This is a genomic window from Streptomyces sp. DG1A-41, assembly GCF_037055355.1.
Classification (GTDB): domain Bacteria; phylum Actinomycetota; class Actinomycetes; order Streptomycetales; family Streptomycetaceae; genus Streptomyces.
This window is the reverse complement of the sequence record NZ_CP146350.1, coordinates 8890203-8904814: the sequence shown is the minus strand read 5'-3', so window position 1 is coordinate 8904814 and position 14612 is coordinate 8890203. Positions and strand designations below refer to the sequence as shown.

The following is a 14612-nucleotide window of genomic DNA, read 5'->3' as shown; positions in this document are numbered from 1 at the left end:
GGGCCCGGCTCACACGAGCCGGGCCCCCGGGCCTGTCGCCGGGACGGTGCCGGTCTCGCGCGCCCTCGAACGCGACCGCCGGGCGCGGGAAGCGGTAGGTCGAGGCCCCCGCCGCCCGGCGCGGTGGCCGTTGCGGCTCCGCCGCCCCGGCACACCGACGACCTTCGCGATGCGGCCCCGGCGCCGGGGTGTCCCGCGCCGCGGGCCGCCGTGGCCGGCGGCGCACTCGGCATGGCGACCGGGCCGCCCGGTGGCAACACTGCCCAGCCCCCGTGGAGGCACGGTGCCTCCGGCGGACCGGCGCCCGTGCCGGTCCGCCGGCCGGACGGGCGCGGACGCTGCCGGCGCGCGGTCAGCGCCGCTTGCCGGTCGGTACCACGTAGCGGGTGAAGAGCAACTCCCGGATCACGTCGTCCCCGCCCTCCACCAGGCCGACGTACCGCAGGTCGCGGACCAGCTTCCCGATCGGGTGCTCGTGGGTGTAGCCGAGTCCGCCGAACATCTCGGAGCCGATGGTCGCCACCTGCCATCCGGCCTGGCCGCAGTACATCTTCGCGGCCAGTGCGGAGCGCAGCGTGCCCACCCGGTAGAGGGCACCGGCGGGGTCGTCGCCGGCCAGGTAGCCGTCGAACTCCTCGGCGGCCGAGCGGCACTGGTTGCGCATCACGTCGATCAGCATCTCGATCTGGCCGAGCTTGCCGGCGAAGACCGCGTTGCGCGCGAGCGGGGCGCCGTGCACCCGTTTGGCCGCCGCGTACTCCATGGCCAGGTCGCGCACCCGGCGCGCCATGCCGATGGCGGTCGCGGCGATGAGGATGCGGCTGGCGTTGAGCCCGACCTCCAGCAGCCGCAGACCGTTTCCGGGCAGGCGGTTGGCCGCCGGTACGGCGCAGTCGCGCAGGGTGACCCGGTAGGTGGCCGAGCCGCGCATGCCGATCATGTTCCAGCGCTCGGCCGGCCCTACGCCCTCGGTGTGCCGGGGCACCAGGACCACGCCGAAGTCGGCGTCGTCCGCGGCGTCCCGGGCGACGACCAGCAGCAGGTCGGCGGCGTCGGTGTTGGTGGAGAAGTACTTGTCGCCGGTGACGACGACGCGGTCCCCGGCACGGCGGTAGGTCGTGCTGATGCGGGCGAGTTCGCTGCCCGCCTCCTCCTCACTGGCGAGGATCCCGAGCACGCCGCCGTCCCGGGCCAGGCGTTCCAGGTGCGGCCGGGTCAGGGCGTCGGCCCCGGCGAGCTGGAGCATAGTGGTGCCCAGCACGGACAGGAGGGAGCCGAAGGCGAAACCGGCGTCACCGTAAGACAGTTCGGACACGATGTCCACGCTGTCCCGCAGCGAGACCCCCGGGCCGCCGTACTCGGCCGGGATCCACCAGTTGGCCAGTCCGGCCTCCGCCAGGCGGACGGAGGCCGGTGTGGGAGCGGGCGGGAGGGTGTCGAAGTGGTCCGCCGCCGGCAGGACCTCGCTGTGCACGAAGGTCCGTACCCGGTCGAGGATGCCGGTGGCGGACGTCCCGGTGCCCGGGGACGCGAGGTGGGGGGAAGTGGTCACGGCCACGATCACGCGGCCCGTGTCAGGCGGCGGTTGAAGACGTCGAGGAAGTCCTTGGGGGTCTCCAGACCGGAGGCGTCGTCGTCCCCGAGCTTGATCCGGTAGTGCTGTTCCAGCGCGCTCGTCGTGGCGATGACGGCCAGCGAGTCGAAACCGAGGTCGGCGAGGGGGGCGTCGAGGATGTCGCCGGACAGGTCGATGCTCTCGTCCTCCCCGACGGCACGCAGCAGGAATCCCTTGAGTTCGTCGATCGTCAGCTCGGCCATGGTGCTCTCCTCGAGTGTCGTGTTCGGGTGGTGCGGGTCGGTCGGCTACGGGGCCGGTCAGTGGGCTTCGGCGAAGGCGCGGGCCCGGGCCAGCGTGGCCCGGCTGTTGGAGCCCAGCGAGTGCTGTACGGCGTCCCGTGCGGCCTGGAGGGAGGCGGGGGGCGCGGGGAGGGCGGCGATGCCCTCGGGGTCCAGGAGCACCTGGTGGCGGGCGGTCACCCGGACGGTGCCGTCGGCGGCGTCCTCGACCAGCCACTCACCGTTGTGGGCGCGTAGCACGGGCGGCAGCTTGGTCTGCTTGTAGACGATTTGCCGGTGCGGGACACAGACCCGCCCGGAAACGGTGGTGTGCACGGAGCCGTCCGGCGCCCGGGTGTCCATCTCCATGTACTGCAGGCCGGTGACGTTCTCCTTCAGGTCCAGCCGGACGACGTGCGGGATGCGGTCCGGCCATTTCGCCGCGTCGTAGAGGAAGTCGTAGACGTCACCGGCCTTGCCGGAGATCACCTCGGTGTCGGAGAAGTCCAGCAGCAAATCCCGCTCGGCGCCGGCCCGCTCGGCCGCCAGCCGCAGATGGGCGAGTTCCGAGGTGCTGTTGGTCTCGACGGCCTCGGTGATACGGGCCAGCGCGGACGGGTCGTCACCGACGGCCCGGTAGTGGTGGTCGAGGACCACGGTGCAGGCCTGGTCGCCGCGGGCGCGGACCTCCCACCGGCCGCCCATCTCGGCCACCGGGTCGGCCGGCCGCGTCTGGTCGAAGCGCACCGTGCGCGCGGCGGGGTCCAGGCGGCGCCGGGACTCCCAGGTGCGCACCTCGCCGTGTGCCACGGCCCAGATGCGGATGTGTTCGTCGCTGTCGTCGCCCCGCGTCCGCTCGGCGCGCACGGTGGGCGGGAAGTACAGCGGCCACAGACTCACGTCGGAGACCACGCGGTACACGGCGTCGGCCGGTGCCGCGATGTCGATCCGGTGCGTCACCTGCGTCGCCTCGGTGTCGCTCATGTCGGGCTCTCTCCTCACCGTCGGGGATCGTCGGGCGCCGTGGGGCGCGGTCCGGGGGCAGCCGCCCGCCGGTCCGGGCCGCGGGCGCGGTACGGCTGGGTCACGCGGTCGTCTCCGGTGCGCCTGGCCGTTCACCGGTCCGCGCGGCGGCCATGTACTCCGCGAGCGCCTCGGGCGTGGCGTTGTTCAGGACCGCCTCGGCCGGCATCCGCAGCCCGGTGGCCGCGTTGAGCCGGTTGCGCAGGTCCACGCTGAGCAGCGAGTCGAACCCGAGTTCCTTGAACGAGTCGGTCGGCGCGACCGGCACGGCCTCGGTGTAGCCGAGGACTTCGGCGGCCTGGGCGCACACCAGCTCCACGAGACCGCCCGCCGTGCGTCCCGTCGACGGAGCTGCCGGGCGGGCGGGACCGTCGGTCCCGGGGGCCGCGGCCTCGGCGAGCGGCGCATCCCCGGCGCGCGGGGACACGTCCCGCAGCGCGCGGAAGAGCGCGGCGGCGCGGCTGCCGGGGCGGACCCGGTCGGGCACGGGGCTGAAGACCGTCACGGCGGGCCGGGGGGACGCCAGGGCCTCGTCGAGCAGGCGCAGCGCGCTGCCGGTCGCCATGGGGGCGATGCCGATGGCGGCCAGGGCGGTCACGTCCATGTCGGTCAGGTGCGCCGTCATGCCGGTGCGGTCCTCCCACAGCCCCCAGGCCACTGAGGTCGCCGGCAGCCCCTCGGTCCGGCGGTGCTGGGCGAGTGCGTCGAGGAAGGCGTTGGCGGCCGCGTAGTTGGCCTGGCCCGGTCCGCCGATCACCCCCACCGCCGAGGAGAACAGGACGAACGCCGACAGGTCGAGGTCGCGGGTGAGTTCGTGCAGGTGCCAGGCGGCGTGCGCCTTGGGCGCCAGCACCGCCCGCAGGCGCGCCGGGGTCATCCGGCCGATCAGCCCGTCGTCGAGCACGCCGGCCGTGTGGAAGACGCTGCCCGGGGTGTGCTCCGCGATCACCTTGGCGAGCGCGTTCCGGTCGGTGACGTCGCAGGCCAGGACATGCGCGGTGGCGCCCAGTCCGGCGCATTTGGCCACCAGGGCGGCGGCGCCGGGCGCGTCGGGTCCGCGACGGCTGAGCAGGACGACCTCGCGGGCGCCGTGCGCCGTGACGAGATGGCGGGTCAGGACGGCGCCCAGGCCGTCGGCGCCGCCCGTGACGAGGACGGGCCGGCCGGTGTCGAGAACGCGGGGCATGCTGAGCGCGAGCTTCCCGTGCTGCTTGGCCCGGCTGAGCATCCGCAGCGGCCGCTGCCCTTCGCGGACGTCCCAGGTACGCAGCGGCAAATGGACCAGGGCACCGTCGCGGAACAGGGCAATCAGCTCGTCCAGCACCTCGCCGATCCGCTCGGGGGCGACGCCCAGGATATTGTACGCCCGGTACGTGACGCCCGGGTACTGCTCCTGGATCCGCACGGTGTCCCTGATGTCCGTCTTGCCCATCTCGGCGAACCGGCCGCCGGGGGCCAGTAGGCGCAGCGAGGCGTCGACGGCGCCGTGGGCGAGCGAGTTGAGGACCACGTCCACGCCCCGGCCGGCTGTCGCCGCCCGGAACTCGTGCTCGAAGTCCAGCGAGCGGGAGGACGCGATGTGCCCGTCGGGCACGCCCCACTCGCGCAGGATGCCGTGCTTCGCGGGCCCGGCGGTGGCGAACACGTCGGCGCCGAAGTGGCGGGCGAGCTGGAGGGCTGCGAGGCCGACGCCTCCGGTGGCCGTGTGGACGAGCACCGACTCGCCCGGCCGGACGGCGGCCACGTCCACCAGGCACTGGTAGGCGGTGATGAACACGATGGGGACGCTCGCGGCCTGGGCGTCGCTCCAGCCGTCGGGGACGCGCCGGACCATCCGTTCGTCGGCCACGGCGACCGGCCCGAGGGAGCGTTCGAAGACGCCGAACACCCGGTCCCCGACCGCGGTACGGGTGACCTCGGCGCCGACCTCCGTGACCACGCCGGCGCCCTCGCTGCCCATGGTCTTCTCGCTGGCGACCAGGCCCAGTCCCACGGCGATGTCCCGGAAGTTGAGGCCCGCCGCCCGTACCTCGATGCGGATCTCCCGGGGGCCGAGGCTCCGGGTGGCCTCCGGGTGCGGGACCAAGGCCAGGTTGTCCAGCGTGCCCTTGGCCGTGACGTCGAGCCGCCAGGCCTCGTGGCCCTGCGGGACGGGCAGCCTGCCGTCGCCCGGCGGCCTGAGCGCGGGGACGTACACCCGGCCCTGGCGGATCGCCGTCTCGGGCTCCTCCAGGGCGAGGGCCACGGGCAGGGCGGCCGCGGAGGCCGGGTCGTCGTCGATGTCGACCAACTGCAAGAGGCCCGGATGTTCGGCCTGCGCCGCCCTCACCAGGCCGCTGACGGCAGACGCGGCCAGGCCCGGGAGGGGTTCGTTCCCGGTGACGTCCAGCGCCCGGCGGGTCACCACGGCCAGACGGGCGGCGGTGAACCGGTCGTCGCCGAGCCACTTCTGGAGCAGGTCGGTGACCTCTCCCGTCAGTCGTTCCACGGTCGCGGGCAGCGGGGTCGCGGCCGCCTGCGGCACCTGCGGTTGGGCGACGAGAACGGACGGAACCGACGCGGGCACGGTCTCCAGGCCCGGGAAGTCGCGGGCGGCTCGCAGGCCGGGCGCGTCCAGGGTTGCCCAGTCGGTCAGCGGGGCCAGGTCGTCCACGGCCGCCCGTGCCCAGGTGAGTTCCAGGCTGGTGGCCCCGTCGTCGTGGCCGGTGGTTCCGGTCAGGGGCCGCAGGACGAGCGAGCCCACGATGGCGGCCGGCCTGCCCTGTTCGTCCGTGCAGAACACGGAGAGTCCTGTCTCGCCGGCCGTGACGCGCACCCTGAGCGTGCGTGCCGCGGAGGGCGGCAGGGTGACGTCGCGCCAGGTGAACGGGACGTCCAGGGTGTCGCCGGTGCCGAGCAGCGCGGCGTGCAGGGCCGCGTCGAGCAGGGCCGGATGGGCGGTGGCGTAGGTGCCGCCGGCCGCGTCCTGGCCGAGGGCCACCTCGGCGAACGTCTCGTGCCCGCGTACCCAGGCGCGCCGCAGGCCCCGGAGGGTGGGCCCGTAGTGATAGCCGCGCCGTGCCAACTGCTCGTACACCTCGTCCGGTTCGACCGGCCGGGCGTCCGCGGGCGGCCAAGGGGCGCTGTCGTGCCGGCCGTCGTGCGGTGCCGAGGGCATGCGGCCGGCGCCGCGAGCCCGGAGGGCGGGGTCGGGTCCGGCGGCCGCTGCCGCACGGGCGGCGGGGGCGAGGACGGCGGAGTCACGCCCGGGCCCGGGGGCCACGGCCGGGGGTGTGCCGTCGGCCGGGGCCAGGACCGCGGCGGCGTGTTCGGTCCAGGCTGTCCCGCCCGGGGCGCGGCCGTGCACCGTGGCCGTCCGACGGCCCGAGGCGTCGGCGGGCTCCAGCATCACCCGGATCTCCACCCCGCCCTGCCGGGGGACGGGCAGCGGCAGTCCGACGGTCAGTTCCTCGATCCGGGGCAGCCGGCGGCGGTTCCCGCCTCCGCGGCCAGGGAGAGCAGGGCGGTCGCCGGGACGAGCGCGGTGTCCCGTACGACGTGGTCGGTCAGCCAGGGGTGCCGCACCGGGTCGAAGGCCGCCGTCAGGACGGTCCGCCCGTCCGGCAGGGACACCGGCCGGCCGGCGAAGGCACCGGTCGCCCGGTCGGCCGGCGGCGCGGCGGTGACCCAGTACCTGCTGCGGCTGAAGACGAAGCCGGGGAGGTCGATCCGGCGGCCCACCGGCTGGACGGAGGAGAGGTCGGCCGGCACGCCGGAGACCTGTGCGGCGGCGGCCGAGGTGAGGAACTGGCCCAGCCCGGTCCCCCGGCGGATCGAGCCGATGACGGTGCCCCGCACACCCGCGGCGTCGAGGATGTCGGCCAGTCCCATGGTGAGGACCGGATGCGGGCTGATCTCCAGGAAGGTGCGGTGCCGGCGCGCGATGAGCCGCTCCACCGCCGTCTGGAACCGCACGGTGCCGCGCAGGTTGTCGTACCAGTAGGAGGCGTCCAGGACCTTGGCGTCGACGGCCTCGCCGGCCAGGGTGGAGTACACCGGTACGGCGGAGGGGCGCGGGAGGACGCCCGTCAGCTGTCGGGCGAGCGGTTCCCGGAGCACCTCGACGGCCTCGGTGTGGGAGGCGTAGTCGACGTCGATCCGCCGGGCGTCGACGCCCCGGCGCACGCAGTCGGCGAGCAGCGCCTCCAGCGCGGCCTGCGGCCCGGCGACGACGGTGGCCCTCGGCCCGTTGAGGGCGGCGATGCCGATGCCGCCGACGCCGTCCGCGGACCGGAGCAGGTCCCGGGTCTCGTCAGCGCCCAGCGGCAGGGAAACCATGCCGCCGGTGCCCGCGAGGGTGTGCAGGGCTTTGCTGCGCAGCGCGACGATCCGGCAGGCGTCGGCGAGGCTCAGCGCACCGGCCACGTGGGCGGCGGCGATCTCGCCCTGGGAGTGGCCGACGACGGCCGCGGGCCGGACGCCGACGCTCTCCCACAGCCGCGCCAGCGACACCATCACGGCGAACAGCGCGGGCTGCACCACGTCCACGCGCTCGAGCGCGTCTCCGCGCAGCGCGTCCCGCAGCTGCCATCCGCAGTAGGGCAGGAGCGCTTCGGCGCAGGCGGCCATGCTGTCCCGGAAGACCTCGGACTCCTCGCACAGCGCGACTCCCATATCCCGCCACTGCGAGCCCTGTCCGGGGAAGACGAAGACCGGGTCGGCCAGGTCGCGCCGGGCCTCGCCGCGGAGCACGGCCGGGGACCGGTAGGTGCCCGGCACGGCCGGGACGGTGTCGCCGCGGGCGAGCCGGTCGAGCCCGGCGGACAGGTCTTGTGCCGTGTCGCCGATGACGGCGGCGCGGTGGGCGAACCGGGTGCGGCCGCGCAGGACGTGGGCGACGTCCTCCGGTGCCGCGCCGGGGGCCCGCTTCAGGAAGCCGGCCAGTGCGGACGCCTGCTGGCGCAGCGACTCCGGGCTCGGCGCGGACAGCGGCCACACGAAGGGCCCTTCGGCCGTGCCGGTCCCGGTCGCTGCTTCGGCGTCGCCCTCTTCCAGGACGAGGTGGGCGTTGGTTCCGCTGATCCCGAAGGAGGACACGGCGGCCCGCCGGTGCCGTTCCCCGCGCGGCCAGGGCCGTTCCTCGGTGAGCAGGGCGAGCCCGCTGTTCTCCCAGTCCACGTGCGGGCTGGGAGAGTCGGCGTGGAGGGTCGGCGGGAGGATCCCGGCGCGCAGGGCCTGGACCATCTTGATCACGCCGCCGACCCCGGCGGCGGCCTGGGTGTGTCCCAGGTTCGATTTCAGGGAGCCCAGCCACAGCGGGGAGCCGCCGGTGCGCTCCCGGCCGTACGTCGCCGCCAGGGCCCGGGCCTCGATGGGGTCGCCGAGAGGGGTACCGGTGCCGTGCGCCTCGACGGCGTCGACGTCACCGGGGCGCAGACCGGCCGCGCGCAGGGCACGGTCGATGACGTCCTGCTGTGCCGTCATGTTCGGGGCGGTCAGGCCGTTGCTGGCGCCGTCCTGGTTGACGGCGCTTCCGCGAATCACGGCGAGGACCCGGTGGCCCCGGGCCACGGCGTCGGGCAGGCGTTCCAGGAGGAGCAGACCGGCGCCCTCGGACCACGCGGTGCCGTCGGCGCCGGCGGAGAAGGACTTGCACCGCCCGTCCGGGGCGAGGCCGCCCTGCCGGCTGAAGTCGATGAACATGCCCGGGGTGGGCATCACCGCGACCCCGCCGGCCAGGGCCATGTCGCACTCCCCCTGGCGCAGCGACTGCGCGGCCAGGTGCAGGGCGACCAGCGACGAGGAGCAGGCCGTGTCCACGGTGATGGCGGGGCCGCGCAGCCCGAACCAGTAGGCGATGCGGCCCGAGGCCACGCTCGGGGTGCTGCCGGTGATGCGGTAGCCGCCGGCGCCCTGGTTGTCCTCGTGCAGCCGTGGCCCGTACTCCTGTGCCATGGCGCCGACGAAGACCCCGACGTCGGCGCCGGCGAGCGACTCGCGTGCGAGCCCGGCCCGTTCGAAGGTCTCCCAGGCCACCTCGAGGAGCACGCGCTGCTGTGGGTCCATGCCGGCCGCCTCGCGCGGAGCGATGCCGAAGAATTTGGCGTCGAAGAGGTCCGCGTCATGCAGGAACCCGCCGTGCCCGGTGCTGGACGGCGCGGTTCCGCCGGCGGTGGTGGTCCCGCGGACCGCCGCGAGATCCCAGCCGCGGTTGCCGGGGAACTCGGTGATCGCGTCGCCCCGCGACGCCACGAGGTGCCACAGGTCTTCCGGGGTGGTGATGCCCCCGGGGTAGCGGCAGCCCATGGACACGATGGCGATCGCGTCCTGCTCGCCGTGCGGAGAAGCCGGTTCGCGGTTCATGGGTGCAACAGGCCTTTCATCGAGGTCTCGGGTGCGGCGGGTCCTTGGGACGGTTCAGGGGCGCCGTGCGGTGGTCCGTGGTCCGCCCGGGGCCGTTCAGAGCGGGGCGTCCGTGCGGAACGCCTCGATCAGCGAGGCGGGGGTGGGCCGGTCGAAGAGCAGCGTGGCCGGCAGGGAGCGGCCGGTGATCCGGGCCAGGGTGGTGCGCAGGGCCACGGCCATGCGGGAATCCAGTCCGAGCTCGCTGAAGGAGCGGTCCACGTCGAGGTCCGCGTCCGGGTCGAGTCCGAGCGTCTGGAGCGTGCAGCTCACCACCAGGTCGAAGGGGTCGCCATGCCATCGCGGGGCAGGCGCCTCCGCCGGCGGTGGCGTCGTCCCGAGCGCGGTGTCGAGCCAGTGGCGCCGCCGCTGGAACGGGTACAGCGGCAGGTCGACGTGCCGGCCCCGCCCGCCGAGCAGGGCCTCCCAGCGCACGGGCAGGCCGAACACATGGGCGGCGGCAGCCGTCTGGGCGACGCACGCGGTCTCGTCCCGTGTCTCCATGGGGGCGCTGAACCGCTCGGCGCCATGGCCTGCGGTCTCCGCGGCCAGCGTCGTCAGCGCCCTGCCCGGCCCGATCTCGACGAAGAAGCGGGCACCGAGCAGATGCGCCGTGCCGAGCGCGGGGCCGAACCGCACGGGGGCGCACACGTGGTGGACCCAGTACTCGGCATCGGCGAACCGGTCGGGCTCGATCACCTCACCGGTGACGGTGGAGACGACGGGCGGTCCGGTGGGGGCGTTCCAGGTGAGGCTCTCGGCGACGGACCGCAGCCGCTCCTGGACGGGGGCCATGAGCGGGGAGTGCCCGGCCACGGAGACCCGGAGGCGGCGGGTGCGGCGGCCCAGTCCCTCGAAGTGGGCGGCCGCCTTGAGCGTGGCCCCTTCCTCACCGGACAGGACGATGGACCGGGAGCCGTTGACGGCGGCGATACCGACGAGCCCCGGAGCGCGCTCCACCACCCCGCGGGCCTCGTCCTCCTCGGCCTGCACGGCCACCATGGCGCCGCCCGGCGGGAGTTCACCGATCAGCCGGGCCCGGTGGGCGACCAGGGCGGCCGCGTCCGGCAGAGACAGCACGCCCGTCAGGTGTGCCACCGCGATCTCGCCCAGTGAGTGGCCGACCAGCAGGTCCGGCACGAGGCCGAGGGACTCCAGCAGCCGGTGGAGGGCGACCTCGACCGCGAACAGGGCGGGCTGCGCGTGCTCGGACCGGTCCACGTCCTGCCGCTGCCACATGGCGTCGGCGAGGTCGGCGCCGAGGACCGGTTCCAGGTGGGCCCGCGCCTCGTCGAAGGCCTCGGCGAACACCGGGAACTCCTTATACAGCGCCTGCCCCATGCCAAGGCGTTGCGCGCCCTGCCCGGCGAACAGGAAGGCGGTACGGCCCTCGCCTCGCGGCCCCTGGACGATGCCCCGCTCCCCGTCGTCGGGAGAACCGTCCGCAAGCGCCCGCAGCCGCTGAGCGAGTTCGTCCCGGTCCGAGGCGATCACCCCCGCGCGGTGGCCGAAGGCGGTGCGGGCCGTCGCGGCCGTCCACGCCAGGTCGGCGAGCGCGACCTGCCGGCCGGTGTCGCCGACCGCGTCGGCGAGGTCCCGGGCCCGCGCGCGGACGACGGCCGTCGTCGGGCCGGACAGCACGACGGGCACGGCCGAGACGGACCCGGCCGGTGCCGCCGGTACGGCCGGTTCGGGTGCCTCGCCCAGCACCACATGGCAGTTGGTGCCGCCGAGACCGAAGGAGGAGACTCCGGCGATGCGCGGCGCGTCCCCCGCGGGCCAGTCGCGGCGCCGCTCGCAGACGCGCACGCGCAGGGCTTCCAGGTCGATGGCGGGGTTGGCGGTACGGAAGTTGAGGCTGGCCGGGAGCTCGCGGTGGAACAGGGCGAGCGCGGTCTTGATGAACCCGGCGATGCCGGCCGCCGCCTCCAGGTGCCCGATGTTGGTCTTGACCGAGCCGACCAGAAGTGGCCGGTCCCCAGGGCGTCCGTCGCCGAGGACACCGCCCAGCGCTGCGGCCTCGACCGGGTCGCCCAGAGCGGTCCCGGTGCCGTGCAGTTCGACGTAGTGCACGTCGGCGGGCGTGGTGCCGGCCTCGCGGCAGGCCACCGCGAGGACCTCGCGCTGCGCGGCCTCGCTGGGCGCGGTCAGCGCCGTCCGGTCCCCGTCGCTGTTCATCGCCCCGCCCAGCAGGGTGCAGTAGACGCGGTCGCCGTCCGCCCGGGCCCGGTCCAGGGGCTTGAGGACCACGACGCCCGCGCCCTCGCCCCGGACGATGCCGTCGGCCCGGGCGTCGAAGGTGTGGCAGCGTCCCCGGGGTGACAGGGCGCCCAGCGCCTCCACCACGTCGTCGCCCTCGGCGGTGAGGTTGAGCTGCACGCCGCCCACCACGGCCGCCGCGCACTCGCCCCGGCGCAGGGCGAGCACGGCCTGGTGCAGGGCGGCCAGGGACGAGGACTGGCCGGTGTCGACGACGAGGCTCGGGCCGGTGAAGCCGTAGAAGTGGGAGAGCCGGTTGGCCAGGAAGGTCCGGCCGGTGCCGGTCATCGTGTAGGTGGAGGGCGGGCCGGCCGCGGTGCGGCTGAGGAACGCGTACTCGTCGGAGCCGGCGCCGACGAACACGCCGACGGGCCCGGGCGACAGGTCGCGCGGGGGGGTGCGGGCGTCCTCCAGCGCGTGCCAGGTGAGTTCGAGGAGCAGCCGCTGCTGCGGGTCGAGCGTGGCGGCCTCCAGGGCGGGCACGCCGAAGAACTCCGCGTCGAACCGGTCGACGTCCGGCAGGTAGCCGCCGGGCCGGCGACCCGCGCGGGCGCCGGTGCCGGGGGCGATGGCGTCCTCACCGGCCAGCAGCAGCCGCCAGAACGCGGCGAGACCGTCCGCCCCGGGGAACCGGCACGCCATGCCCACCACCGCGACCGGCGCATGGTCCTGGTGAGGGCCGTGGTCGGCGCGGCGTGGCCGGGCGGCCCCGGCCTCCGGCCGTCCCTGCGGGGTCCGCGCGGTCCGCGGCCCCGGGTCCGTGTCGCGTGCGCGGCCGTGACTCATGGCTTCCTCCCGGTCTCGGCGGTCCTGGACGGGTGCGGGCCGGCCACGGCCCCGGCGGCTACGGCCGGTTCGGACAGCAGGCTCCGGGCCTCCTCCACGGACCGGACGTCGGCCTCGTCGCCGCGGCAGCGGTCGGGCAGGAGCGGCACGACGGCGCAGCGCTCCTGGGCCACCGCGCGCCGCCGCCGGGCGAGGGCGGACAGGTTGTTGCCGGGTCCCGCCTCTACGAGCAGGCACCCGGGATGCTCGTCGAGCACGGTCGTGAGGGTGGGAGCGAAGTGGACCGTCTCGGCCGGCTGCCGGGCCCAGAACTCCGGGTCGCGGGCCTGGTCCGGGGTGAGCGGGCCGCGGGTGTAGGCCGAGTAGAGGGGCAGGCGCGGCGGTGCCAGCGGCACGCCGCGCCAGGCGGGCAGCGAGGCCCGCACGGCGTCCTCGACGACGGGGCTGTGGAAGGCCTGGCGGGCCAGGACGTCCCGGCAGACCAGCCCGCGATCGGTGAGGATCCGCGCCGCGTCGTCCAGCGGTGCCCGCTCGCCCGCCAGCAGCAGCTGACGGGAGGCGTTCACCGCGGCCAGGTGCACGGCGGGACCCAGGAGGTCGGCGACCTCGTCGACCGAGGCGGCGACGGCGAGCATCCCGCCGGGCGGGGTGTCGGCGAACAGGGTCATGCGCTCGCGCATGAGCCGCATGCCGTCGGCGAACGTGAGCACCCCGGCCAGGGTCGCGGCGACCAGTTCTCCCACGCTGTGCCCGAACAGCGCCGTCGGCCGCACGCCCTGCTCCAGGAGCATGCGGCCCAGGGCGTGCCCGACGGCGTAGAGCAGGGGCTGCGCCACGGTCACGTCGTCGTACCCGGGCGTCGGTCCCGGCGCGAGCCACTGCCGCCGCAGGCGCGCGCCGTCCGGGCCGAGGAGCCGGAAGGCCTCGTCCATCCAGGCCGTGAACGTCGCGTCGTGCCCGTGGAGCCCGGCCGCCATCCTCGGGTGCTGCGCGCCCTGACCGGCGAACATCAGGACGACGGGCCGGGCTTGCCCTGCCGTGTCCGGCATCTCCACCCCTTTCCTCGTGTCGAGCAGACGGTCATCCCCGGGGGTCGAGGCGCACCGGAGGACCGTTCGAACCTCGGTGATCCGTCCCGGCTCGAGCCCGCTTCGACGCCGCGGGCCGACACTCCCCCTCGGCGGCGGGTCACCACCGCCGGTACGAGCGGCACGGGGAGGACTGTGGACATCGCGGACGTGTACGTGTCCGGGGTCGGCCTGCATCTGGCGCGGCGCATGCCCGTCGGCGAGGTCGTGGAATGGGGCATCGCCGACGCGCGGACGGTCCGGCGCTCGGGCATGCGCTCGGTGTGCGTCGGGGAGCGGTCGGGGCCCGAGATGGCGGTGCTGGCCGCGCGGGCCGCCCTGCGCGTATCCGGGAGCGATCCGTCCGGCATCGGTGTGGTGCTGCACGCCGGCACCTGGTTCCAAGGACACGACCTGTGGGCGCCGGCCTCCTATGTACAGCGCGAGGCGGTGGGCAACACCTGCCTGTCGCTGGAGGTGGGCCAGTTGTCCAACGGTGGCATGGCGGCGATGGAACTCGCCGTGGCCTGGCTGCGTTCCGGCACCGGCCCGCCGAGTGCGCTGATCACCACGGGGGACCGCTTCTGTCTGCCGGGCTTCGACCGGTGGCACACCGACCCCGGAACGGTCTGCGGCGACGGCGGGACCGCGCTCGTGCTGTCGCGGGCCGGCGGCTTCGCCCGGCTGCGCAGCCTGGTGACGGTGTCCGACCCGGCGCTGGAGGAGATGGGCCGCGACGGTGACGGCTTCGCCCCGGCCCCCTTGAGCGCGCGGGCGCCGATCAGCGTCGCGGCCTCCCGAGAGCGGCTGGTCAAGAAGGTGGGGCTGACCCGGTTGCTGGAGATGCTGCAGTCGGGCCAGCGGGCCGCGTTCGACCGCGCGCTGGACGAGGCGGGCACCAAGGCCGCCGACGTCGCCTGGTTCGTCCTGCCCAACCTCGGACGGCCCAAGATGGACGCGCAGTTCTTCCAGGTGCTGCACATCGACCCGGAGCGCACCACCTGGCACTGGGGCTCGGGGGTGGGGCACCTCGGCGCCGGCGATCCCTTCGCCGGTCTCGCCCGGCTGGCGGGCACCGGCGCCCTGCGGCCGGGGCAGTTCTGCGCGCTGATCAGCGCGGGCGGCGGCTTCGCCTGGTCGGTCGCCGTCCTGGAGGTGGTGGGCGAGCCACCGCCGTCGCCGCCCTTCGACGAGTGAGCCGCCGCCCACTTGCTCTCCGACCCGTTCCGCACGGGTCAGCCCCCGGATTCATCGACCGTC

The 14612-nt window shown here is 75.2% G+C and carries 8 protein-coding genes; 1 reads left to right on the top strand and 7 read right to left on the bottom strand.

Features of this window, described 5'->3' with window-relative positions:
* Positions 1 to 352: 352 nt before the first annotated feature.
* The 7 genes from V8690_RS41165 to V8690_RS41135 form a co-directional block, all read right to left on the bottom strand.
* On the bottom strand, positions 353 to 1552 hold the full coding sequence (locus V8690_RS41165) for an acyl-CoA dehydrogenase family protein (RefSeq protein ID WP_338785112.1): 1200 nt from the start codon (positions 1550 to 1552) through the stop codon (positions 353 to 355).
* An 8-nt stretch (positions 1553 to 1560) separates the two neighbouring features.
* Positions 1561 to 1818: an acyl carrier protein gene (locus tag V8690_RS41160; RefSeq protein WP_338785111.1), complete on the bottom strand. Its 258-nt coding sequence runs from the start codon at positions 1816 to 1818 to the stop codon at positions 1561 to 1563.
* A 57-nt stretch (positions 1819 to 1875) separates the two neighbouring features.
* Complete coding sequence (locus tag V8690_RS41155; RefSeq protein ID WP_338785110.1) at positions 1876 to 2820, bottom strand: aromatase/cyclase; 945 nt, start codon at positions 2818 to 2820, stop codon at positions 1876 to 1878.
* A 100-nt stretch (positions 2821 to 2920) separates the two neighbouring features.
* Positions 2921 to 6247 (bottom strand): SDR family NAD(P)-dependent oxidoreductase, encoded by a 3327-nt coding sequence (locus tag V8690_RS41150; protein ID WP_338785109.1) that lies wholly within the window; start codon positions 6245 to 6247, stop codon positions 2921 to 2923.
* A gap of 53 nt (positions 6248 to 6300) precedes the next feature.
* Complete coding sequence (locus tag V8690_RS41145; RefSeq protein ID WP_338785108.1) at positions 6301 to 9201, bottom strand: type I polyketide synthase; 2901 nt, start codon at positions 9199 to 9201, stop codon at positions 6301 to 6303.
* 96 nt (positions 9202 to 9297) lie between these two features.
* Positions 9298 to 12285: a beta-ketoacyl synthase N-terminal-like domain-containing protein gene (locus V8690_RS41140; RefSeq protein ID WP_338785107.1), complete on the bottom strand. Its 2988-nt coding sequence runs from the start codon at positions 12283 to 12285 to the stop codon at positions 9298 to 9300.
* Positions 12282 to 13334 (bottom strand): acyltransferase domain-containing protein, encoded by a 1053-nt coding sequence (locus V8690_RS41135; protein ID WP_338785106.1) that lies wholly within the window; start codon positions 13332 to 13334, stop codon positions 12282 to 12284. The genes V8690_RS41140 and V8690_RS41135 overlap by 4 nt, the downstream gene beginning before the upstream one ends.
* A 174-nt stretch (positions 13335 to 13508) precedes the next feature.
* Between V8690_RS41135 and V8690_RS41130 the strand changes: the two genes are divergently transcribed.
* Positions 13509 to 14549, top strand: a complete 1041-nt coding sequence (locus V8690_RS41130) for a ketoacyl-ACP synthase III family protein (protein ID WP_338785105.1) — start codon at positions 13509 to 13511, stop codon at positions 14547 to 14549.
* Positions 14550 to 14612: the final 63 nt, after the last annotated feature.